19 protein-coding genes and 1 tRNA gene are annotated in these 22,363 nt (G+C 52.6%); 8 read left to right on the plus strand and 12 right to left on the minus strand.

Going from position 1 to position 22,363, the window contains the following annotated elements; all coding sequences use genetic code 11:
- Window positions 1–8: 8 nt before the first annotated feature.
- The 3 genes from WBP50_RS01550 to WBP50_RS01560 all read left to right on the plus strand — a co-directional run bounded on the left by WBP50_RS01550 (window position 9) and on the right by WBP50_RS01560 (window position 4,497).
- Entirely contained in the window at window positions 9–404 is a 396-nt protein-coding gene (locus WBP50_RS01550) for a phage holin family protein (RefSeq protein WP_423931305.1), read from the plus strand.
- Window positions 391–780, plus strand: a complete 390-nt coding sequence (locus WBP50_RS01555; RefSeq protein WP_423931306.1) for a hypothetical protein — start codon at window positions 391–393, stop codon at window positions 778–780. Before WBP50_RS01550 ends, WBP50_RS01555 begins: the two co-directional genes overlap by 14 nt.
- A 201-nt stretch (window positions 781–981) precedes the next feature.
- Window positions 982–4,497, plus strand: a complete 3,516-nt coding sequence (locus WBP50_RS01560) for an alpha-amylase family glycosyl hydrolase (RefSeq protein ID WP_423931307.1) — start codon at window positions 982–984, stop codon at window positions 4,495–4,497.
- Between the two features lie 187 nt (window positions 4,498–4,684).
- On the opposite strand, the gene WBP50_RS01565 is transcribed toward WBP50_RS01560, so the two are convergent.
- The 5 genes from WBP50_RS01565 to gltX form a co-directional block, all read right to left on the minus strand.
- Window positions 4,685–5,971 (minus strand): cytochrome b, encoded by a 1,287-nt coding sequence (locus WBP50_RS01565; protein WP_423931308.1) that lies wholly within the window; start codon window positions 5,969–5,971, stop codon window positions 4,685–4,687.
- 36 nt (window positions 5,972–6,007) lie between these two features.
- Entirely contained in the window at window positions 6,008–6,553 is a 546-nt protein-coding gene (locus tag WBP50_RS01570; RefSeq protein ID WP_423931309.1) for a ubiquinol-cytochrome c reductase iron-sulfur subunit, read from the minus strand.
- A gap of 136 nt (window positions 6,554–6,689) precedes the next feature.
- The gene (locus WBP50_RS01575) at window positions 6,690–7,817 is read right to left on the minus strand and encodes a carotenoid 1,2-hydratase (RefSeq protein ID WP_423931310.1); all 1,128 of its coding nucleotides are present in this window, start codon (window positions 7,815–7,817) and stop codon (window positions 6,690–6,692) included.
- Window positions 7,818–7,959: 142 nt separating this feature from the next.
- A tRNA-Phe gene (locus WBP50_RS01580) sits at window positions 7,960–8,035 on the minus strand.
- A 115-nt stretch (window positions 8,036–8,150) separates the two neighbouring features.
- Window positions 8,151–9,659 (minus strand): glutamate--tRNA ligase, encoded by a 1,509-nt coding sequence (gene gltX / locus WBP50_RS01585; RefSeq protein ID WP_423931311.1) that lies wholly within the window; start codon window positions 9,657–9,659, stop codon window positions 8,151–8,153.
- Window positions 9,660–9,936: 277 nt separating this feature from the next.
- On the opposite strand from gltX, the gene ftsH reads away from it, so the two are divergent.
- From ftsH to WBP50_RS01600, 3 genes are read left to right on the plus strand one after another with little or no spacing between them, the layout of a single operon-like run.
- Window positions 9,937–11,895, plus strand: a complete 1,959-nt coding sequence (gene ftsH / locus WBP50_RS01590) for an ATP-dependent zinc metalloprotease FtsH (RefSeq protein WP_423931312.1) — start codon at window positions 9,937–9,939, stop codon at window positions 11,893–11,895.
- A gap of 42 nt (window positions 11,896–11,937) precedes the next feature.
- Window positions 11,938–12,303 carry a sulfite exporter TauE/SafE family protein gene (locus WBP50_RS01595; RefSeq protein ID WP_423931313.1) on the plus strand — a complete coding sequence of 122 codons (366 nt, stop codon included), beginning with the start codon at window positions 11,938–11,940 and terminating at the stop codon, window positions 12,301–12,303.
- A gap of 35 nt (window positions 12,304–12,338) precedes the next feature.
- On the plus strand, window positions 12,339–12,647 hold the full coding sequence (locus WBP50_RS01600; protein ID WP_423931314.1) for an HU family DNA-binding protein: 309 nt from the start codon (window positions 12,339–12,341) through the stop codon (window positions 12,645–12,647).
- A gap of 79 nt (window positions 12,648–12,726) precedes the next feature.
- Here WBP50_RS01600 and WBP50_RS01605 read toward each other — a convergent pair whose 3' ends face one another.
- Genes WBP50_RS01605 through WBP50_RS01620 form a run of 4 tightly spaced genes read right to left on the minus strand, consistent with a single transcriptional unit; the run spans window position 12,727 to window position 16,513 of the window.
- Window positions 12,727–13,113, minus strand: a complete 387-nt coding sequence (locus tag WBP50_RS01605; RefSeq protein ID WP_423931315.1) for a hypothetical protein — start codon at window positions 13,111–13,113, stop codon at window positions 12,727–12,729.
- A gap of 12 nt (window positions 13,114–13,125) precedes the next feature.
- Complete coding sequence (locus WBP50_RS01610; protein ID WP_423931316.1) at window positions 13,126–14,565, minus strand: sodium:proton antiporter; 1,440 nt, start codon at window positions 14,563–14,565, stop codon at window positions 13,126–13,128.
- 34 nt (window positions 14,566–14,599) lie between these two features.
- Window positions 14,600–15,133: an adenine phosphoribosyltransferase gene (locus WBP50_RS01615; protein ID WP_423931317.1), complete on the minus strand. Its 534-nt coding sequence runs from the start codon at window positions 15,131–15,133 to the stop codon at window positions 14,600–14,602.
- A 54-nt stretch (window positions 15,134–15,187) separates the two neighbouring features.
- A complete protein-coding gene (locus tag WBP50_RS01620) occupies window positions 15,188–16,513 on the minus strand; it encodes a MiaB/RimO family radical SAM methylthiotransferase (protein ID WP_423931342.1) in 1,326 nt (441 codons plus the stop codon).
- Here WBP50_RS01620 and WBP50_RS01625 point away from each other — a divergent pair.
- Window positions 16,403–17,170 carry a hypothetical protein gene (locus tag WBP50_RS01625; RefSeq protein WP_423931343.1) on the plus strand — a complete coding sequence of 256 codons (768 nt, stop codon included), beginning with the start codon at window positions 16,403–16,405 and terminating at the stop codon, window positions 17,168–17,170. The two genes, WBP50_RS01620 and WBP50_RS01625, sit on opposite strands and share 111 nt — an antisense overlap.
- 111 nt (window positions 17,171–17,281) lie before the next feature.
- Here WBP50_RS01625 and rodA read toward each other — a convergent pair whose 3' ends face one another.
- Window positions 17,282–18,505: a rod shape-determining protein RodA gene (gene rodA / locus WBP50_RS01630; protein ID WP_423931318.1), complete on the minus strand. Its 1,224-nt coding sequence runs from the start codon at window positions 18,503–18,505 to the stop codon at window positions 17,282–17,284.
- Between the two features lie 101 nt (window positions 18,506–18,606).
- Between rodA and era the strand changes: the two genes are divergently transcribed.
- Window positions 18,607–19,524 carry a GTPase Era gene (era, locus tag WBP50_RS01635; RefSeq protein WP_423931319.1) on the plus strand — a complete coding sequence of 306 codons (918 nt, stop codon included), beginning with the start codon at window positions 18,607–18,609 and terminating at the stop codon, window positions 19,522–19,524.
- Window positions 19,525–19,646: 122 nt separating this feature from the next.
- On the opposite strand, the gene rpsA is transcribed toward era, so the two are convergent.
- Both rpsA and cmk read right to left on the minus strand, forming a co-directional pair.
- On the minus strand, window positions 19,647–21,428 hold the full coding sequence (gene rpsA / locus WBP50_RS01640; RefSeq protein ID WP_423931320.1) for a 30S ribosomal protein S1: 1,782 nt from the start codon (window positions 21,426–21,428) through the stop codon (window positions 19,647–19,649).
- Window positions 21,429–21,536: 108 nt separating this feature from the next.
- Entirely contained in the window at window positions 21,537–22,250 is a 714-nt protein-coding gene (cmk, locus tag WBP50_RS01645) for a (d)CMP kinase (protein ID WP_423931321.1), read from the minus strand.
- Window positions 22,251–22,363: the final 113 nt, after the last annotated feature.

Below are 22,363 nucleotides of genomic sequence, written 5' to 3' on the forward strand. Positions count from 1 at the left end.
TTATCAACATGAACCGTCAGACTCCGCCGCACAGCCGGACAGAACTGCCGAAGCAGAAACACGCAGGCTTGCCGAAGCTGCTTGACGACACCGTCACCTCGACTTTCGATGATGTGATGGCTATTATCGAAGCGAAAACCGAGCTGGTCAAGATAGATATCACCAGAAAGATCGCCGTTGCAGCAGCCCTGCTCATCCTGGTAGTGGTGCTGCTTATCGGCGTCGCCTATCTGATCACCACCATGGCGCTGCTGCTTGGCGAACTGACCGGTCATCCGTTCACGGGTTACCTCCTGGTAAGCCTGGCATTCCTGTCGTGTTTTTTCTTTTTCATCAAGATCAGGCCGGCCGTGCTGCCGAACCTGATACAGAAAATCCTTCTTTCCTCACATGACTACAAATGAACATCTGGACGGCATTCAGGCCCGTATAGAGGATCTGCAGAATACCATCGCCGAAAAGGAGGAGCAGATCAGACAGCGTGCCCGCCATCTGAAAGAAGACCTGCAGGCGGAACTCTCCCCTCTGGAGGTTATAAAAAAACATCCTCTTGAAGCCGCCGGTACGGTGCTTGCCGTCGGTTTTCTTCTGGGCAGGGCAATCAAACCTTCCGCAAAGCCCTCGAGCATCGAGGCCGCCGATATCCTTTCCGCACCTCCCGTACACCACCCTTCGCCGGCAAAAATCGCCATGGGCACCATCGGAGTGGATATTCTGCGCTCCGCAAAAGATCTCGGATTCACCTACCTGCAACGCTATCTCGACAGGAAAATCCGATAGGCAAACAGCTCCCTGCCGACAGGCGCGAGGAGCCGTTTCCCGAGACCTCCGCCCGGAGATCCCCTCCCGGAAGCTCCATGACCGGAGTCCATGGCCTGAAGCTCCTGAAACGGATGTTTTATCCAGAATTTCCGTACCTTGACAGGAGCATGAAACATCCCCGACCAAGGGGATATATGTATTCCATACACTGAATCAATAATGACCACAAGTAACCAGCAGAACCCGGTCTCCGGCATCAAAGAGCATTTTTATGTCAACAGACCCACAAGATCGCTGTTTCATCTGAACGACCCGGACTTTCTTCGTCTCCCGGCAGACATGCATGAAAGCCAGAAAAAAGCTGAAGAGCAATCCAGGATTTTGAACGCCCATCTTTCCGAACGGAAATCCGAAACGGCGGAAACCATTCTCCCGGCACAGTTTCACGGCATGAAGCTGCTCCATGAAGTGCTGCACTATGTGCTCTCGAAAACAGCTGCAGTGCGAAATCCCGCACTTTTTGCAACCATCAGAAAAAGTTTCGAGGAGACTCTTCCGGAGCAGGACTCCCTCCGCTACCTCAACCGGTTCCTCGATTCGTTTCCTACGCAGGGAATCTACAACGGCGTCGAGCGCACCGAAAATTTTCTGAGAAACCCCGAAAACCGTGAAGAGGTTATCGAGGAGTCGCTGCTTGTCTGGCTGAACAACCAGAACCCGGCTTTCGACCGCTTTTCGGCGTTTATCTCCGATCGTGATCTCCGCGGCGAAACCGCTTATCCGAAACTTATCCGGACAATGCTGGGCGCCATGAAGGCCATGGGACCGGCCGGACCTGACAATACCGATCTGGCGGAACTGATCACCATGCCTATCCGGCATGCACCCAACTCGATTCTCGACCAACTGCGTTATATCCGTCTGAACTGGGCGGAACTGCTTGAGGGCTCGCCATTCTGGCCTCTGCTCGACGAGGCCATCTCCTTCATTCAGGATGAAGATCGTTATCTTTTTTTTGAAAGCCAGGCTGCTGCGGGAACAAGTGGGCGCAGGGAGAGCGGCTGGTTTGAAAAGGGGGCCGAGGCGCCCGATTACAGTTCGCTCGACAATGCTCCGGCCAACTACTCTCCGGATTCGTCATGGATGCCGGAAGTGGTGATGATCGCCAAAAGCACCTACGTCTGGCTTGATCAGCTCAGCAAACAGTACCGACGCCACATATCGAGACTGCAGGACATTCCCGACGAAGAACTCGACATGCTCGCCGGAAGAGGGTTTACCTCGCTCTGGCTGATCGGACTCTGGCAGCGGAGCCCTGCATCGCAGAAGGTCAAGCAGATTCAGGGAAACCCCGAAGCAAAGGCCTCCGCTTATGCGCTCGACCGCTACGACATTGCCGACGATCTCGGTGGTTACGACGGATACCTCAACCTCCGGCACCGGACCATGCAGCGGGGCATGCGCCTTGCCAGCGACATGGTTCCGAACCACACCGGTATCGATTCGGAGCTGGTGAAAAACCAGCCCGACTGGTTTCTCTCCTCGCCCTGGCCTCCCTACGCGAACTACACCTATAACGGGCCGAACCTCAGCGACGACCACCGGTACGGCATCTATATCGAGGACGGCTACTGGAACCGCACCGATGCCGCGGTCACCTTCAAGCGGGTGGATCATTCGAACGGCGATACCCGCTATATCTATCACGGCAACGACGGCACCAACATGCCGTGGAACGATACCGCACAGCTGAACTTCCTCAGCGCCGAAGTCCGGGAAGGGGTGATCCAGCAGATTCTGCATGTGGCCCGCATGTTCCCGGTCATCCGCTTCGACGCCGCCATGGTGCTTGCAAAACGGCATATCCAGCGTCTCTGGTTCCCGCTGCCCGGCCATGCCGCGGCAATACCTTCCCGCTCCGCTCATGCGTTGAGCATGGCTGATTTCGACGCCGCCATACCCGTCGAGTTCTGGCGTGAGGTGGTTGACCGTGTGCAGACCGAAGTTCCCGACACCCTGCTGCTTGCCGAAGCGTTCTGGATGCTCGAAGGGTATTTCGTGCGCACGCTCGGCATGCACCGCGTTTACAACAGCGCATTCATGCACATGCTGAAAAAAGAGGACAATGCCGGTTACCGCTACCTGATCAAGAACACGCTGGAGTTCGATGCGGAGATCCTCAAGCGTTACGTAAACTTCATGAACAATCCCGACGAGGATACCGCGATATCGCAATTCGGAAGCGGCGACAAATATTTCGGCATCTGCATGATGATGATCACCCTGCCTGGCCTGCCGATGTTCGGCCACGGTCAGGTTGAGGGGTTCCACGAGAAATACGGTATGGAGTATGCCAAAGCCTATTACGACGAACAACCCGACGACAATCTGGTTGCGCGGCACTACAGGGAAATCTTCCCGATCATGAAGAAACGCCCGCTCTTTGCCGAAGTATGCAACTTCTTCCTCTACGATGTCTACAGTCCTGAAGGAACGGTAAACGAAAACATCTTCGCCTATTCAAACAGGCTTGGCGATGACAGGGCTCTTTTCATCTTCAACAATACCATCAACCAGGCTTCAGGCTGGATCAGGACCTCCTCCGGGTACAAGTTCGAGGAAGCCATCCGGCAGTCGTCACTTTTCGAGGGCCTCGGACTCGGAACGGATGAGAACCTGTACGTAATCTTCAGGGATCATGCCTGCGGGCTCGAATTCATCCGCCCTGCAGCACAGCTTGCCTCTGAGGGCCTGTTCCTGTCGCTCGACGGATACCGTTACAATCTTCTGCTCGACTTCAGGGAGGTACGTCCATCGAAGCTTCGCCCTTACGATATGCTCTGCCGTGAACTCGACGGACGGGGAATCGGCTCGATAGAACATGCCGTGCTTTCCATGAGTCTCGCACCTCTTCACCGGGTAATTACCGGATTCTTCGATATCCCCGGAATTCCCGTGCCCGGCGAAACCCGCGCCGGCAAAAAAGAGCAGGATGCGTTCAGCGCGGATCTCGGAAAACTGCTCGAGGAAATAGCAGCCCTTTTCGGAGATCTTGTCGAACAGCAGATCACGGTTCCAGGGAACCTTCCGGATGAGGCCATCGCCCTCTTCCGCGGAGCCGAGGCACTTTTCACGGAGAACAGGCGGACAGCGGACGGCCCTGAGGAACATCCCGATCCTACGCTCATGATGCACTGGATCATTATGGACTCGATTCAGAAGATGATTAAGGCGAACAACCTCCTGCAGTCGAATCTCATAGACGAATGGCTGATGCATGACAGCCTCGAAGCATATTACAGGGAAAGCGGCTTTACCGGCATTGCCGGCGGCACAGTTGCCGATCTCCTCTGCTGTCTGCTTTCGGCTCCGGAAACTCCTGAAACCCCGGATCCTGAAAGCGTCGTGCTGGAAAGCCTGGAAACGCTGCAGCGAACATGCCTGGGTTCTATGGAGCGGCTGCTGCAGATCGCATACCGGCATCAGAAAACATGGTTCCGGGAGCAGGGATTCAGTGTACTCGCATCATGGCTTATCCTGACGGATTCTCTGAAACGGGGGGTGACTCATGATGAACAGCGCCTCGGAACGGATGCGGGAATGCCGGGTGACGATGCCCTGAAAGATCTCGACATACGGGCATTTCTTTCGGGATATGAACTGGGCGCCCTCTTGCAAAGGGCTCCGGAACATGCCCCGGCCCGGAACAGCGAACTGCTTCCGGAAAAGGCCTGAGAGAGCCGCCTGCCATATATATCCCGGACTGTCGGGGAATACCGCCCGGTCAACTACACTGAAAAACAGAGAGGGGCTGCCTGAAAAGGCGGCCCTTCGGCATTGCAGCACGTCGCGGGTGGCAAAAAAAAGGCCGCCTCATCCGTAAAGATGAGGCGGCCTTTATGGTATCGCAGACCGTTACGGCTTACAGCTGGCTGTATTCAGCATAAACCCTGTAGGTATTGATCAGAAGGAAAGCTATCACGAGCAGACCGAGAATGGTGAACACCGGGCTTCTCTGCTCTCTCGATGCCTGACGGTCGAGGAAAGGAACAAGAATCCAGAGAATGGCGCCGACCGTGAAGAGCACGATGGCAAGCAGTTCACCGCCATCAAAGGTAAAGTCCTTCAGAAGCTGGAACTGCGCCCAGAAATACCATTCAGGCTTGATGCCGACAGGAGCCGATCCGAGCGGGTTGGCCTGTACGCCGATTTCCCAGGGGAACATGACTGCCAGATAGACAAGCAGACCGAAACCGATCAGCCAGCCGATAGCGTCCTTGGCAAGGAAGGTCGGGAAGAACTTCTCGTAGCCTTTCACCAGACCGGCCTCTTTGTAACCGATCGGGGAAGAGGTACCAAGCACCTGTACCAGCAGAAGGTGTGCGGAGAGCACCAGAAGAAGAAGACCGGGAAGCAGGACCACGTGCAGCGAGAACATGCGGGTAAGGGTTTCAGGGCTGACGTCAGTTCCGCCGCGAAGGATATCGACAAGCAGGGCGCCGCCAGGCATGACCTTGGGAACTTCGGTACCGACCTGGGTTGCAAAGAAAGCCAGCTCGTTCCACGGCAGCAGGTAGCCGGTAAAGCCGAACCCGAGAGAGAGCACAAGCAGCACAAAACCGCTGACCCACATGAGCTCACGTGGTTTGCGGTAGGACTTCATGAAGAAGGTGCTGAACATGTGGATAAAAGCCATGCCGATCATGAGATTGGCAGACCACGCATGAACCTGACGGATCAGCCAGCCGAAAGGAACCTCTTTCTGGATGAACACAAAGGATGTAAACGCTTCCGCGCCGGTCGGTTTGTAGTACTGGAGCAGAAGAAGACCGGTAATGACCTGGATGATAAAGAAGAAAAGAGTGAGACCGCCGAAGTAGTACCAGAAGGAGAGACGGTGCTGGGGCACCTCTTTTTTCTTCAGGTAATCGATGACCGGTATCATCACGTAGAACCGCTCCTGAAACCAGGATGCCAGAGCGCTTTGCTTGCTGTCCCTGTAGGGATTCGGATCGGGACGGTCTACCGGAGGTTTGTAAACGCCGCCGGAAGAGGCCGCGGGTTTTGCTGCAGCGGGATCGGACGGTTTTGCCGTTCCGACTGCTGGCTTTGCAGCACCTGGAGCTGCCGGCTTGGCGGCACCCGGGGCTGCGGGTTTCGGCTTGGCAGGAGCATTTCCTGCCGGAGCATTCTGATTGTTCTCAGCCATATTTTCTGACTCCATTGGTTTTCAACAACGTTAAAATTAAGCTTTGGATATAATAAGATCATCGCCTTCGACCCGGACGGCGTAAGGGGTCAGAGGACGCGGCTGCGGACCGGAAATGATTTCACCGGTCTGCTGGTATTTCGCACCGTGGCAGGGGCAGAAAATGAGGTTATCCTTGTCTTCCCAGCGGACAAGACAGCCGAGATGCGTGCAGACGGCGCTGCATGCGGTAAGCTTGCCGTTGTCGTTGATAACAATGACCTTGTCCTCGTTGAACGGGTAGATCTTTCCGGTATTTTCCGGTACTTCCGAAGCTTTGCCGACAGCCATTTCGTTCACATTTTTCACTTCTTTGACAGGAGGAATGATGTACCTGACGATCGGATAGAGCGTCGATACCGCCACTGCGGCACCAACTCCACCGACCACCTTGCCCAGAAAACTGCGACGCTCGAAATTAACGCCCTTCAACCCATCTTCCCTTGGTTTTCCACCGGAAACCGCTCCGGAGGAAGAGGCTGAAGCACTCTCACCAAGTCCACCCATCCGGGCTGGACTCTTGAAATTACCTTGTTGTGCCATTACGATCTATCTCCTTTTTAAAGCTATTGTTAAGAAATCAATGCCTTGCCGACCGACTGTTTTCCATACCGCCGTTTCAGCGACATGCACAGTTCTCTTGCTGGGTAGTATAAACAAACTCAGAAGTTATAATTTTTTACCGTTTAAACCAATCAGAACAGCTTTTAAAAAAATTATAATAGTCATACATGAAGGAGGGTTCTTTGTCCCTCCATATCCTGCTGCGGGTAAAAAATCTCATGAAACGCGACTGCAGCCTTACCGGATTGAGAAACTCCGAAATCCCGCTGATCCCATCGAGATGCTGACCGTCGATACAAAGCGAGATGTCCGATGCAAACCTGAGATAAAACGGCCCTGCATCGAGCACTTTTTTCTGCGAAACGGTTACCGAAGCGCCTCCCCCATCCAGCTCAAGTGTTCTTCCGTGAAGCGGAGAGAAAAAGCCGGTCGAAAAATCCCGCTCCCTGAACTGGAGCGAGTCCATAAACGAAACCTTCCCCGCAATATTGTCATGCAGCATCAGCAGACTCACCGGCTGGTAGGCGGTATTCCTGAAAAAAATCATATAGTAGACCAGGTCGTACCGTTCCGAAAACGCCCTGCCCCAGTACCAGCGGGCGATATACTCCTGCATGGGCATGGTCCCGAGGTTGTGATCATGATAACCGTGACCCCTGAGAACGATGCGTCTCAGACTGCCGCCGTTTTCTCCGGAAATTTCGACATAACCGTCCACCTCAGCCCTTGGAACACTCAAAAGCCACTGATGCCGGGAATTGGCCGCGCCATTGCCGTCTTTTTTTGTATACAGCGCCCGCCGGGTGACCTTGAACAGAAGTTCCGCACTGACCTTCCGATTGCGTGCAGGAAAGGCAAAATCAACGACAAGCCGGTACTCGTCCCTGAGCGCGTCATAGAGAAAGCGGCTGTTCTCGAACCGGAAACCGATCTGCTCCCTGTTGCACTCGAAAAGATCCTTACCGCCCTCCCTGATGAAATTGAGTGTTTCCCTGCCCTGCTCATAAAGCTGAAAGCTGAAGCCCGCATAGTCGGATGACAACGGAGGAGCTGACACGGCCCTGCCTTTCCAGTCGTCATAGTGCTGCATGTAGTAGGGAGAGAAGGGAAAGCCTGAAAACCAGATGATTACGACGGAAACTCCGCTTGCCTTGTCTTCCGCGTCGAAATACCACCATTCATAGGCGCCCGGCTCCTGCATGTCGTGCCAGACTTCCTGATGAGGTTCTGTGGTGATATTCATACCGGGAATTATGCGGTTCTGCCATAAAAAGCCGCTACGCCAAATACAGGCTTTCTCATGGAAATCAAAAGGAATAAGGCTGGAAGTGAAGGAAGAAATGTGATCTGTGTTTCCCGGAGCAGCGAGGAACTGCGGAAAAACCTGGTGGACAGAGAGGGAATCGAACCCCCGACACAAGGATTTTCAGTCCTTTGCTCTACCAACTGAGCTATCTGTCCATGTTTGTGAGGCACATAATAACAAACACACTCCAAAAATCAAAAAGAAAAAAAACCGGAAAATATGATTTCCGATACAGGCCGGAGCGGCACCTTCCGTTCCGGCCTGCGGCAGCTATCCCTGCGCGGCCAACCGCTCGACCCCTTTTGCAACCCTGCGGAGCACGGCTTCCCTGCCCAGCACTTCAAGCATGTGATAGAGACTCGGACCGAAGCTGACCCCCGAAGCGAGAATTCTCAGGGGATGAATCAGAACGGCAGGTTTCAGGCCTCTGGGAGCGACAAACTCCTTGAGCGCAGCCTCGATCGTTTCGGCACTGAAGGGATCGAGAGTCTCGAGCACCGAAGAGAACTCCCGAAGAAGAGTGTTGGTTCCGGCTGTCCAGCGCTTCTGCACCGCCTCTTCCTCATAGGCCTCCGGCTCGAAGAAAAAGTAGGAAGAGAAAGTCACGAATTCATGCTCGAACCCAACCCTCTCGCGCATCAGCTCGATAACCTGTTCGAGATAAAGGTCGCTGGTGATCACCTCTTTGGAGAGCGGGGTCTCCTTGCGAGCAAGTTCCGCCGAAAGCAGCGGTTTGATCGTCCTGATGATATCTGCCGCCGGGCGGCTCTTGATATACTGCTTTTCAAGCCAGTTGAGCTTTTCGACGTTGAAGACGGCGCCGGCCTTGCCGACGCGTTCGAGTGAAAACTTCTCGATAAGCTCCTGGAGGCTGTAGACCTCCTGCTCGGTACCCTCTCCTTCATTCCATCCGAGCATGGCCACAAAGTTCACGATGGTGTCGCAGCTGTACCCCTTGCGGATATAATCCTCGACAGCCACATCGCCCTGGCGTTTGCTGAGCTTCGAACGATCCGGATTGAGCAGAAGCGGAAGGTGGGCGAACCGGGGCGGCTCCCACCCGAAAAACTCGTAGAGCAGCAGATGTTTCGGCATGGAGGGAAGCCACTCTTCACCCCGGATGATGTGCGTGAACTCCATGAGATGATCGTCGATAACGCTGGCGAAATGATAGGTCGGAAATCCGTCGGATTTCATGAGCACCTGATCGTCGATGGTCGAGGAGTCGAACTCAACAGGTCCCCTGATCATATCCTCGAACCATACCGAAACATAATCGGGGACTTTCATGCGGATCACATAGGGGACGCCTTCGGCCATTTTCTTTCTGACTTCGGAGGAAGGCATGGAACCGCCCATCTCCTCGGGCAGCCATTTCCGGTTGTATTTCGGCTGGAGTCCCTGTTTCAGCTGCAGCTGCCGGTTCTCTTCAAGCTCTTCGGATGTTGAAAAACAGTAGTAGGCGTTTTTGTCTTCAAGCAGACGGTCACAGTACTGGCGGTAGATATGCAGCCTTTCAGACTGGACGTAAGGGCCGTAGTTTCCTCCGTGCTCGGGGCTTTCGTCAGCCACAATCCCCGCCCATTCGAGCGTTTTGATGAGGTTGCGCTGCGCATCCTCCACTTTCCTGCTCTGATCGGTGTCTTCGATTCTGATAATGAAGTCCCCTTTCATTTTTTTTGCGAACAGGTAGTTGTAGAGAGCTGTCCGGAGACCGCCGACATGCAGATAACCTGTCGGAGAGGGAGCAAACCTGGTTCTGACCCTTTGAGCGACCATAATGTGACGTAAAACTGTTTATTGAATTTTCATTGACAGGAGATTGAATACCGGTGTCAGGAGCAATGAATTTATAAAAATCCCGCTGTTTTTTGAAGGGACAAAATCTCATGGCGCCCGAAGGCGATAAAAAAACCACTCCTGCACCCTCAAAAGCCTGCTTTCGGAAGCATTTAACAATAAACTTTTTGCATTCGATTGCAGTTTACTTTTAATTACTTTTAAAGGCGTAAGTTAACCTTGACTTGGCTTTTTCCTTCAATCACCGAGCGTATTTATGCCCGAACCCGGAAAAAAAAACACAGCAAAAGAGAGCAGCCGGAATATTTTCAGACCGGTACGCGATAGCAGACGGCAGCCGGATCGCGATCCGGAAAACAGCGGCGGCAGTCCGGCGAGGTTTCCCGGTTTTCTTGTAATCATGATGCTGGGACTTCTGTCGCTGTTTGTGTTCCAGCGGTTTTTTTCAGCTCCGGTAAATCCGGAAATCACCTACAACCATTACCGGAAGGTGCTTGACGGCGACCTTGTCACCGATGTCACGGTTGAAACCTATGCCGACCGATCGGCTAAACTGAACGGAAAACTGAAAACGCCCGCTCCGCTTGAACTGAAAAACAAAACCTTTCTGAAAACGGACCGGTTCAGCGTCACCATTCCCTCATTCACCACGGAACAGGCCGATCTGCTTGCGTCAAAAGGGATTCAGGTCACCGTCGAGGAGGGCGCCGACAGCATCAATACCTTACTGATGCTCTTCGCTCCCTGGATAATCTTCGGGCTGATTTACTTCTTCATGTTCCGGCGTATGGCGCAGCAGAACGGAGGCGCGGCGAAGAACATGTTCAGCTTCGGCAAGAGCCGCGCCAAGATGATCAGTGAATTCGACGTGAAGGTCAGCTTCAAGGATGTTGCCGGAGTTGACGAAGCTGTCGAGGAGCTGAAGGAGACCGTTGAATTTCTCACCAGTCCCGAAAAGTTCCAGAAAATAGGCGGCAAAATCCCCAAGGGAGTTCTGCTGCTCGGCCCTCCGGGAACCGGTAAAACCCTTCTGGCCAAAGCCATCGCCGGCGAAGCCAAGGTTCCATTCTTTTCGATCTCGGGTGCCGATTTCGTTGAAATGTTTGTCGGCGTCGGCGCTGCACGCGTGCGGGACCTGTTCGAACAGGCAAAGAAAAACGCTCCCTGCATTGTGTTCATCGATGAAATCGATGCGGTCGGCAGAAGCCGAGGAGCGGGTCTCGGCGGAGGGCACGACGAACGGGAACAGACCCTTAACCAGCTGCTGGTGGAAATGGACGGGTTTACAACAACCGACAATGTCATCCTGATCGCGGCGACAAACCGTCCGGATGTGCTTGATTCCGCACTGCTCAGACCGGGAAGATTCGACCGGCAGATCACCATCGACAAGCCCGATATTCGGGGAAGGGAGGCAATTATTGCCATCCACACGCGAAACACCCCGCTTGCCGGCGATGTAAGCATCTCCGTTCTCGCAAAAAGCACTCCGGGGTTTTCAGGCGCCGATCTGGCGAATCTGGTCAATGAAGCTGCGCTCATAGCCTCCAGAAGCGACAAGGAGAGCATCGACTCCAGCGATTTCGAGCAGGCCCGGGACAAGGTGCTTATGGGTCCGGAGCGGAAAAGCATGTACATTTCAGAGGAACAGAAAAAGCTTACCGCCTATCATGAGGCCGGTCATGTACTGGTAGCTGCCAATACCGAGGGTTCGGACCCCATCCACAAGGTAACCATCATACCGAGAGGCAGAAGCCTCGGGCTTACCGCATACCTTCCCCTCGAGGATCGCTACACCCAGAACCGGAAGTACCTGCTGGCCATCATCACCTATGCGCTTGGCGGCAGGGTTGCCGAAGAGCTGGTATTCAACGAAATCACCACCGGAGCGGCCAACGACATCGAACGGGCTACGGACCTTGCCCGAAGAATGGTGCGGCAATGGGGCATGAGCGACAAGCTCGGGCCGATCAATTACGGCGACAGTCATAAAGAGGTATTTCTCGGCAAGGATTACTCGCACATCCGGGAGTACAGCGAGGAAACCGCACTGCAGATCGACAATGAAGTCAGCAAGATCATTATCGAGTGCATGGACAATGCAAAAAGGATTCTCAGCGAGAAAAAAGAGCTGCTCCACCGCCTTGCCGATAACCTTATCGAGAAAGAGACACTGAATGCGGAAGAGATAGCCGCCATCATCGGTACAACATAGTGTCACGCGGTTTTTTTCCGGAGTAACAGAATGTCAACGCTTATGCAGACGGTTTTCATGCTCATTATAGGCCTGGCGGCAGGTATGCTGTCGGGGCTGTTCGGCGTCGGAGGCGGAATCATTATCGTTCCCGCACTGGTGCTGCTTTTCGGAATGAGCCAGCACAGCGCCAATGCAACCTCCCTTGTGGCCCTCCTGCTGCCTGTCGGTCTTCTCGGCATTATGGAGTATTACCGCTCCGGCAAGATCACCACGGAAAACATCTGGCTGGGGCTGGTTATTGCCGCCGGACTTTTCGCGGGCGCCTTTTTCGGCGCCAGAATAGCGACGTCGCTCTCAGGAGATCTGCTCCGTAAAGCTTTTGCGATTTTCACAGGAATTGTTGCCCTTCGTTTATGGTTTAAATAACTGCATACACTACAATAACCTAAGTCATCGTCACCATGGGAAACACAACCACTAAAGCTGATCTGGTCAATGTGATCGCTCACAAGACAGGCATGACAAAAAACGAAACCGAATCCGTGGTTGACTGCCTGTTCGAAAGCATCATCGAGTCGCTGAAGGCCGGCAAAAGAATCGAGATCAGGGGGTTCGGATCATTCAATATCCGGCACAAGAACCTGCGCCAGGCAAGAAACCCGAGAACCGGAGAGAAGGTAACGGTCGACCCTAAAAACGTTCCTACCTTTAAAATCTCCAAGGAGTTCAAGCACGCTGTAAGCGAAAGCCTCAAGAACGGCGCGGGCTAGCCGTAGAGGCGCCGGGAGCGAGGGAACTGAACCGGGACTTTGGGCATACGCACGCCCGAAAAACCCGGTAACCGCCAGATTACAGCTCGAAGGGATCCTTGATGATGTTAAAGGCGATATCTTTATGTTTATGCTGAAAGCAGGCCTGAATGTAGTGAAGATTTTCCGGTCTGAATATATCGGAGCCTTTTTCTGCAGCATGCAGAACGATATGGCCTTTGTGATGACCCAGTTCCCTGCCGAGATCGCTCCATTTCCTGAAGACCAGATTGGTGAACGACTCTCCTTCCCTGACCCCCAGCGTTGCAGGATCGGAAAGATCCGTAATGATCTCCGGGGATGAGAGCAGTGACATTTCTTTTCCGATCCAGATGCTTACCAGATCGAAATGAAAGGGGAAAAAAACGGAGTTCCCGAGATAGAACCCTTTCTCCCCGTTGCTTATTGCCTCGGTAAAGCGCTTCATGACCTGGAAACGTTAATGGTTGAAGAACAGAAGCCATATCACCGCAAAAAACGGAACGAGCACCGGAACCGAATATTTGTAGATATACTCGAGGAAATCCGGAACGTCCACTTCCGCCTGGGCTGCGATATTTTTCACCATGAAATTGGGTGCATTGCCGATGTAGGTCATCGCGCCGAAAAAGACCGAAGCAACAGTGATGGCCATCAGGTAAAATTCCGAAGAAACATCACCCTGAACCGGGGAAGCCACCCCTTCGGCAAACATCTTTACCGTAGCAGGGGAACCGATATCGAGGCCGAACTTACCGAGGGCGCCGGCAAGAAAGTTCAGGTAGGTTGGCGCATTGTCCAGAATCCCTGAAAGAGCGCCGGTCATCCAGTAAAAAGCCGTTACGGAAAAATCACCCGCATGTACTGAGGCATAAGCTCCAATCAGTTCGAGAGCCGGAATCATGGTGGCAAAAATGCCGATGAACAGAAATGCGACCTCCCTGATCGGTTCAAAGTTGAACTCATTGCCCTTCAGCGCTTCATGATCCGCAGTTTTGTAGGCTGCTACCGATACGCCCAGAAGAATCAGCTCCCGGATACCGAAAGGCAGATGGAAAAGCTTCTGAAGACTCGGAAAGCCGTCGATAACCGCCGGATCAAGAAAGACCGCGGCAATGATCATGGCGAGATAGATAAAATTCTTTTTCCCCGCAATGACGATGCCACCATGCTGCTCACCCGCTGAATGGCCGGCATCTCCGGCTTTTGCGTCAAACAACATGAACAGAATAACCAGACCGGCCACCGTAACCGCCCAGGGAAGCCACACTTTCGATATCACCCAGAAAAAAGGCACGCCTTTGAGAAAACCCAGAAAAAGCGGCGGATCGCCGATCGGAGTCAAGGCTCCGCCGATATTGCTGATGATAAAAATAAAAAATACGATATGAAACGCATGAAGACGACCCTCGTTGATCCTCATGAATGGCCTTATGAGGAGCATCGACGCCCCGGTAGTACCGATAAGATTCGAGAGCAGGGCGCCGAAAAGAAGAAGCATGCCGTTGACGAACGGCGTGCCCCTTCGTTCGATCTTGATGAGAATGCCGCCGGATACCACAAAAAGCGATGCTATCAGTGCGATAAAGGCAAGATATTCTTCCAGGGTATGTCTGAGAACATGCACACCATGCTCCATCAAGAACCCGTAATAAAGCGCGACAACTCCCCCCAGGCCGATAGAAACATTCCTGTAGTTGTGTTCCCAGAAACGGTGGTAAAGAAGCGGACCGGTTGCAATCATGAGCAAAAGCAGCACGAAAGGCGCAACAAGCCAGACCGGAGGAAGGTGTCCTGCTGAAGAGACCGCTTCACCGGCAGCAAACAGCGGAGAGCTGCCGGCAAGGGCGAAAAACGGGAAAAACAAAAAGACAGGAAGTGCTTTGTTAATCCGGTTCATGGCCAAACTGGTCAAAAAATGAATGGGAATTATGTCAATCTCCTTCAAAATCGGTAAGTGCATAAATGTCGTAGCCTTTTTCGCGAATCTTCCGCTCACCGCCGACATCGGGAAGGTTGACGATAAAGGCCATCTCGGCAACAACGCCACCGACTTTTTCCACCAGAGCCGCGGCAGCAAGTGCCGTACCCCCGGTTGCAAGAAGATCGTCGACAAGCAGCACCCTTGTGCCTTTTTCCAGCGCATCCATGTGAATCTCGATCTTGTCGCTGCCGTATTCGAGCTCATATTCCTGGGAAACCACATCCGCCGGCAATTTCCCGGGTTTCCTGACAGGAACGAATCCTTTGCCGAGCGTGTAGGAAAGCGCTCCGCCGATAATGAATCCACGAGCTTCAATGCCTACTATCACATCAAAATCAACCCCGTTCTGCAGATAGTGCTGGGTAAAGCTGTCGATCACAAGACGAAACCCCACCGGGTCCTTGATCAGGGTAGTGATGTCACGAAACATGATCCCTTTTTTAGGATAATCGGGAATCGAACGGATTCGGGATTTAATAGGCATGGAATAAACGGGTTTAAGGGTTGCAAGCGTCGGGCCACAGAAGAAATCGAGCACTTAAAATAACAGTCTCCCCTGTAAATTCAAATCATGGTCCATCTCTCCGATCACTACGGGCACAAGCATCCCCTTCAACCGCCCTGCATCGCCCTCGAAACCTTCAGCTGCCGCTGTAACCTGCAGATAATTTGAGGTATACCCGCTGCAGCATACCCTTCCGCCCTCGTCGCGCATGCACGTCTCAACAAGCACCTTGCGTTCTTTTCCCAGAAAGCCTGCCGTATAGGAGGATTTTTTCCGGATGCCAAGCTCGATAAGCATGCCACTGCGCCGCTCAATATCAGCAGGCAGGGAAAGTTTCCGCTCCCCGGATGCCGTCTGGGAAGCAAGCCGCGTACCGGGACGAACAGAGCAGGTAAAAACATGCAGGTAGGCAGCCGGAAGTCCCTCGATGAAGCGGTACATATCCTGGAAATCCTCTTCGCTCTCCCCGGGATATCCGGCAATGACATCGATACCGATGGCACAATCAGGAATGCTCTCCACCGCTCTCATGACGCGCTCCCGGTAGACTGCGGTCGTGTATCTTCTCCCCATAGCCTTCAGCACCCGGTCTGAACCGCTCTGCAGCGGCACATGAAAATGAGGCGCTATTTTTTGTGAGCAGGCCACGACATCCAGGAGCCTGTCGTCGAGAATATCCGGTTCAAGGGAACTCACCCTGATACGGTCCAGTTCAACCAGCTCAAGCATCCGGAGCAGTCCGGCAAGACCGGTTCCTTCCGAACGGTAATCGCCGATATTGACGCCGGTCAGCACAATTTCGCGATATCCTGATGCGGCAAGCGCGTGCGCACGCTCGACAATCATCGCCACCGGAAGGGAGCGCGAACGACCCCGAGCCAGGGGGATGGTGCAGTAGGCGCATCCGTAATCACACCCGTCCTGGATCTTCAGAAAAGCCCGTGTTCTGGAAACTCCGGAATGTTCCGGCAGGGAGTAACCCGCATGGATCTCTTCCATTCCGCAGACATCCGAGACCTGCACGAGCGGAGCTTCCGGCCTCGTCTCGAAAATTTCCCGATAGAGGCCTGTCCTGAATTTATCGTTGCTGCCGAGAACGCCATGAACACCCTCGATACCCGAAAGCCGGAGAGGCTGCAGCTGGGCATAACAGCCGATTACCACAACGACACTCTTCGGATTACGTTTTATAAGCTTCCGTATTTTCTGGCGGCATTTCTGTTCGGCCTGTTTTGTAACCGCACAGGTGTGAACAACGATCATATCCGCACCCTTTTCGACAGAGGAAAGCTGCCAGCCCTCCGCAGAAAGCCGATCGAGTATCGCCGATGTTTCGGAATAATTCAGTTTACATCCCAGTGTTACCGCGGCAACACTCGGCAAACCCGTTTTACTCATCGCAGTTATCTGTTTTTTTCATTCCGTTTTGCATCAGGAACGGAAAATGTGCAAAACACTATCCGATACAACCCTCATCGCATCAATTTGCATGCACAAAGGCATTCTTTTATATTCACGATTGTTATCGATCTGTATCATTTCAATCAGAAAAGGCACTATTCGAACATGATGAAAAAAGATGCTGCATCACCCGACAAGTATGATCTTTTTATCCAGAAGATTGATCATTTTCAATCCCTTGTAAAAGAGAAAAAAAATCTTCAGGAAAAAATCATGCTCTTGCAACGTGAGTTCCAGGAAAAAATAAAACTGCTTGAAGATGAGCTTTCCGCAATACTGAAAAAACTTGAACTCAATCTCCCAAAACTTGAAGTCACCGATCCGGCTCAAACAGGTTTTTCCCGGTTCGGGCGCGGACAGCTTGGAAAATCGGTCAAGGATCTGCTCCGCTCAAATCCGGAACGTGCATTCAAACCGAAAGAAATTGCTGACGCGCTCAATACCAAAAGCACAACCGTAAGCCTCTGGCTGAACAAATACGGCATGACCGATGAAGAAATCGAACGCATTCCTTCAGGCTCAGGCAGTAAACGGTTTGTTTACAAAATCAGGTAACCCAGCAAAAAAATCATCTATCGGCTTATAGAAAAAGCGCAATGTTTGCGCTTTTTCCATTCCATGCTTTTCCCTGTTTTTTCGAATACCTGAATAAACCGGAACATTCTTTCAGTAACCGATACTTCGCCGGTTTCTTACAAAATTCAGGCCGAGCGCCACCATGATCATGTTGCCGAGCAGTGAAGAACCCCCGTAGGAAACAAACGGCAGCGGCACGCCGATAACAGGAATAAGCCCGAGCGTCATACCTACATTGATGACGACATGAACCGTAAGAAGCGATGCATAACCGGCAAAGGTCAGTTCGACAAACCGGTTTTTGATGGAAAAAACAATACGGATAAACCGAAGAATCAGGACAAGGAAAAAACCAAGCAACAGAACCGATCCTATAAAACCAAGCTCTTCTGCAATGACACAGAAAATAAAATCGGTCCACTGGGCGGGAATGAAACGAAGCTGCGTCTGCGTTCCTTCAAGAAACCCCTTGCCGAAAAAACCGCCGGAACTGATCGCTATTTTCGCCTGCAGCGCATTATAGCCCGCCCCCTGCGGATCCGACATGGGATCGAGAAAGGTCTGAATCCTTTTCATCTGATGGGGCTTGAGAATCTCTCCGGCAAAACGGTGCGTAAAAAGTGAGGCGAGCAGGCCGGCAGAGGTAACGGCAAGCTGATGCATGTGAAATTTCTTTTTGAGAAACACCAGCCCGAAAAACATAAGCAGGGCAAGACCGAAAATGAAATAGATGTTGAAAAAACCGCTGAGCATGAGCACAACGGGTATGACGAGCAGCAGCAGCAGATAGAAATCGAATCCCGCCATAATGATCATCGGCGCTATAAATGAAAGGCAGGTAAGGGTTGTCCCCATATCGGGCTGCAGCATGATCAGCAGTGCGGGAAAGAGGGGAATAGCGAGCGCAATAAAAAGATGGGGTATCGAACGGATATCGGTTTCATCTTCGGAAAGGAAACGGGCAAGCGCAAGAATCGTTGTCATCTTGGCTATTTCCGAAGGCTGGAAACTGAAAAAACCGATACGGACCCAGCTTGTCTGCCCGGCGATTTTCTTACCGAAAACAAGTACCGCTACAAGCAGCACCACCCCGACAAGATAAAAGATATATGAATTATCGCGTATGAACCGGTAATCGTTGAAATACACGAACAGCATGACAAAGGCGCCGATACACCCCCATGCAAGCTGCCGGTAAAACAGAACCGTCTCTCCCGCACCGTTGGTTGCGCTGTATATTGCCAGAAGCCCGAGAATAATGAGGCCGGCAGTAGCGACGAGAAGCCAGATGTCAAGTTTGCCTTGTTGTTCCATTTCGCGCTTTCCAGCATCTTTTTCTTCCCCATCCGCGGAGAATTCTGTATCGTACACAGAGATTTGCCATCCTCTGCATCACTGTTTCAACCCTACCTTTCATGGATACTTCATCGTTCTCGTGCGGCTTCGCTGTTATTGCCGGACCGCCGAATGCAGGCAAGTCAACACTGCTGAACAAGCTGCTTGACTGTAAACTTTCTATTGTAACACCTAAACCGCAAACTACAAGAAAAAAAATAACCGGCATCTACCATGACGAGCGGTGCCAGATCATTTTTCTCGATACTCCGGGCATCATGCAGCCGCAGCAGAAGCTCCATGAATCGATGCTTGCCATCACCCGCAGGACACTTGAAGAAGCCGACGCGGTTATCGCCCTGATTCCCTATACGAAAGGCGCCGAACCTTTTGACATCGATTTCGCCGCCGAACTCTTCAATGCATGGCTGAAACCTGCAGGGAAACCGGTAATCGCCGTGCTGAACAAGTCGGATCTCGTTAGCCGTGCAGTACAGGAAAAAGCCGAATCGGTGATGGCCCGGCTCTTCTGTCCCGCCTCCGTTATCTCCGTTTCAGCACTGGAAGGAACCGGACTGAAACAGCTTGTCGACGTCCTCGTTCCGTTTCTTCCGATGAACGATCCGCTCTATCCTGAAGATATACTGAGCACTGCCCCGGAACGGTTTTTCGTATCGGAAATCATCAGGGAAAAAATCTTTCTCCTTTACGGCAAGGAGGTCCCCTATGCAGCGGAGGTTGTGGTCGATGAATTCAGGGAACAGCATGAAAACGACCCGTCGAGAAAGGATCTTATCCGCTGTTCGATTGTCGTCGAACGCGACACCCAGAAACAGATCCTGATCGGCAGCGGCGGCAACGCCCTCAAGAAACTCGGAAAAGCCGCCCGTACCGATATCGAGGAACTGCTGGGCAGACCGGTTTTTCTCGAACTCTTCATAAAAGTCAGACCCGACTGGAGAAAGAAACAGAACCTTCTGAAAAGCTACGGCTACTGAGGAAAAGCACTATCGATCCTGCAGGAAACAACGATCGACCCCGGAGCAGACGCACAACAAAAAAAGCCTCCCCTGAAACAGGAGAGGCTTTTTTGTAACAATTACAGTACCGGCAAGCCGAATCACTTCGAATCGCCGCCTTTTCTGTCGCCGGACTTTGCCTGCGGTTCGAGTTCAGCGGTAGCATCCTCGATCTCTTTCTTTTCGTTCGGATGAGCCTGGAGATAGGCTTCGATCTCCTCCTTGCTCTTGTCCTTGAAATATTCGAGAGCCGAAAGAATGATCCTCTTGTTCTCCTTGTCGAACTCGATCACACGGAGAGGAAGCTCATTGCCGACAGCAAACGAGGAGTGGATATCCTTCACGCCGCCCTGAAGCAGATGCGATACCGGCACGAAGCCGTCTACATCGCCGGGAAGAATGACGATGACGCCCTTCTCGATGATCTGGGAGATATTTCCCGGTGTTTCAGCGCCTACGGCATATTTCTGTTCGAACTCATCCCACGGATCAGGATTGATCTGCTTGTGGCCGAGCGCAATACGGCGGGCGTTGACATCGAATTTAAGCACCTTGACTTCGAGTTCCTGGTTTTTCTTGACCAGTTCGCTTGGATGGCGGATCTTCTTCGTCCACGAAAGGTCGGAAATATGCACCAGACCGTCTACTCCGGCTTCAAGCTCGACAAACACACCGAAATCGGTGATATTGCTGACGGTGCCCTTGTGCAGCGATCCCTCGATGTACTTTTCGGAGAGCGCGATCCAGGGGTCCTCGTTGACCCGTTTCATGGAGAGAGAGAGCTTGGTGTGCTCTTTGTCGATATTGAGAATCACGCACTCAACCTCCTGGCCGAGGGTGACAAACTGACCCGGATGCTTGATATGCTGGGTCCAGCTCATTTCGGAAATGTGGACAAGACCCTCGATGCCTTTCTCGATCTCCACGAAGGCTCCGTAATCGGTAATGGAAACCACCCGGCCGTTCGCCTTGGAACCCACCGGGTACTTGATCTCGATATTTTCCCAGGGATGGGCTTCGAGCTGCTTCATACCGAGAGAGACTCGCTTGGTGTTCTCGTCGAAACCGACGACAACAACCTTGATCGGCTGGTCAAGCTCGACAACTTCCGAAGGATGGTTGATTCTGCCCCAGGTGATGTCGGTGATATGTACAAGACCGTCGAGACCGCCGAGATCGACAAAGATACCGAAATCGGTGATGTTCTTGACCGTGCCCTCGAGCACCATGCCCACCTTGATATTGGCAAGCATCTCTTCGCGGCGTGCGGCGTACTCCTCTTCGAGGATGACCTTGTGGCTGACGACGATATTCTGCGTAACGGGATTGATCTTGACGACCCTGAAGTCCATCGTCTGGCCGACAAGAGCATCGAAATCGCGAACCGGTTTGACATCGATCTGCGAACCGGGAAGGAAGGCCTCGACACCGGACAGGGAAACCGTCATACCGCCCTTGACGCGGTTGATGATCCTGCCGTTGATGATCGTGTCATTTTCAATTGAATCGTAAATCTTGTCCCAGATTCTCAGGACATCGGCCTTCTTTTTGGAAAGAATGAGCTGGCCCATCTTGTCTTCGATGTTTTCGAGGTAAACCTCGACTTCATCGCCGACCTTGACTTCACCCTCTTCCTCGTCGCGGAACTCAAGCAGGGAGACGATGCCCTCCGACTTGTAACCGACGTCGATGGTGACGTCCTTGTTGGAAATGGAGACGATACGGCCTTTGACGATCTCGTCTTCCCTGATTTCACTCAGCGTGCTCGTATAGAGCTTTTCCATCTCGGCAAGTGCCGCGGAATCGTAGTGAGCGAAGACTTTGACCTTTTTTCTTGCGGGCCGTTCCTGGACTTTCTTCTCCAGCGTTAGTGTTTCTGGCATTAAATGTTTTCCTTCCTCTCTTGTGATTTACCCTCGGTGCCGCGAGAGATTTCAGCACCCGGTTTTTAGGTTAATGAAACAACAAAACCCTCTTCAGGCGGGAACCCGCTATCCTTCACGCTGCAGCAATGCAAGTGCCAGATCGCGGACCATCTTCACCTGCTCGTCAATGCTCAGCTCCGACGTATCGATTTCAATGGCATCGGGATGCTTTTTCAGGGGGGCAAGAGCCCGCTGTGCATCAGCCCTGTCCCTTTCGACGATCTCCCTTTCGAGCATGCCCGGATCCGGCAGATCGCTTCCTGAAGCACCTTTAGCGACCAGTTCGGCATAACGCCTTGCCGCCCGCTCACGGGCGTCGGCGATCAGAAAAATTTTCAGTTCGGCATCGGGAAACACAACCGTACCGATATCCCGGCCATCCATGACAACACCTTTCAAACGCCCCATCTCCTGCTGCATCAGGCGAAGCCTCTGGCGAACGGGCCCCAGAGAGCTGATAAAACTGACCTCGCGGCTGACACGGTTTTCCCTGATAGCCGAGGTAACATCCCTGCCATCGAGAAAAACCCGGTCATCACAAAAGGTGATGGACAGGTCCTGCAACAACGCTTCAATGGAATCGGGTAAGGACCGGACGGTGTCGATCATGCCCAGCTCGAGAACCTTCAGGGTAACGGAACGGAACATTGCACCGGTGTCGATATAGGTATAACCCAGCATTTCCGCTACTTTGCGGGCGGTAGTACTCTTACCGGAAGCTGCCGGTCCGTCGATGGCGATAATGATGCGTCTGTTCCCTGTCGTGTGTTTCACAAGCATTTTGACTTAGCCTGCAATTTTATAAAATAAATTTGCTTTTTCCAAACTTAATGATTACATGTTAACAACCTGTGCCACCCTGGGGCACGCTTTTACGTAAACACCTCTTCCTT

Origin of the sequence: Chlorobium sp. (assembly GCF_049593655.1) — a bacterium.
Taxonomy (GTDB): Bacteria; Bacteroidota; Chlorobiia; order Chlorobiales; family Chlorobiaceae; genus Chlorobium.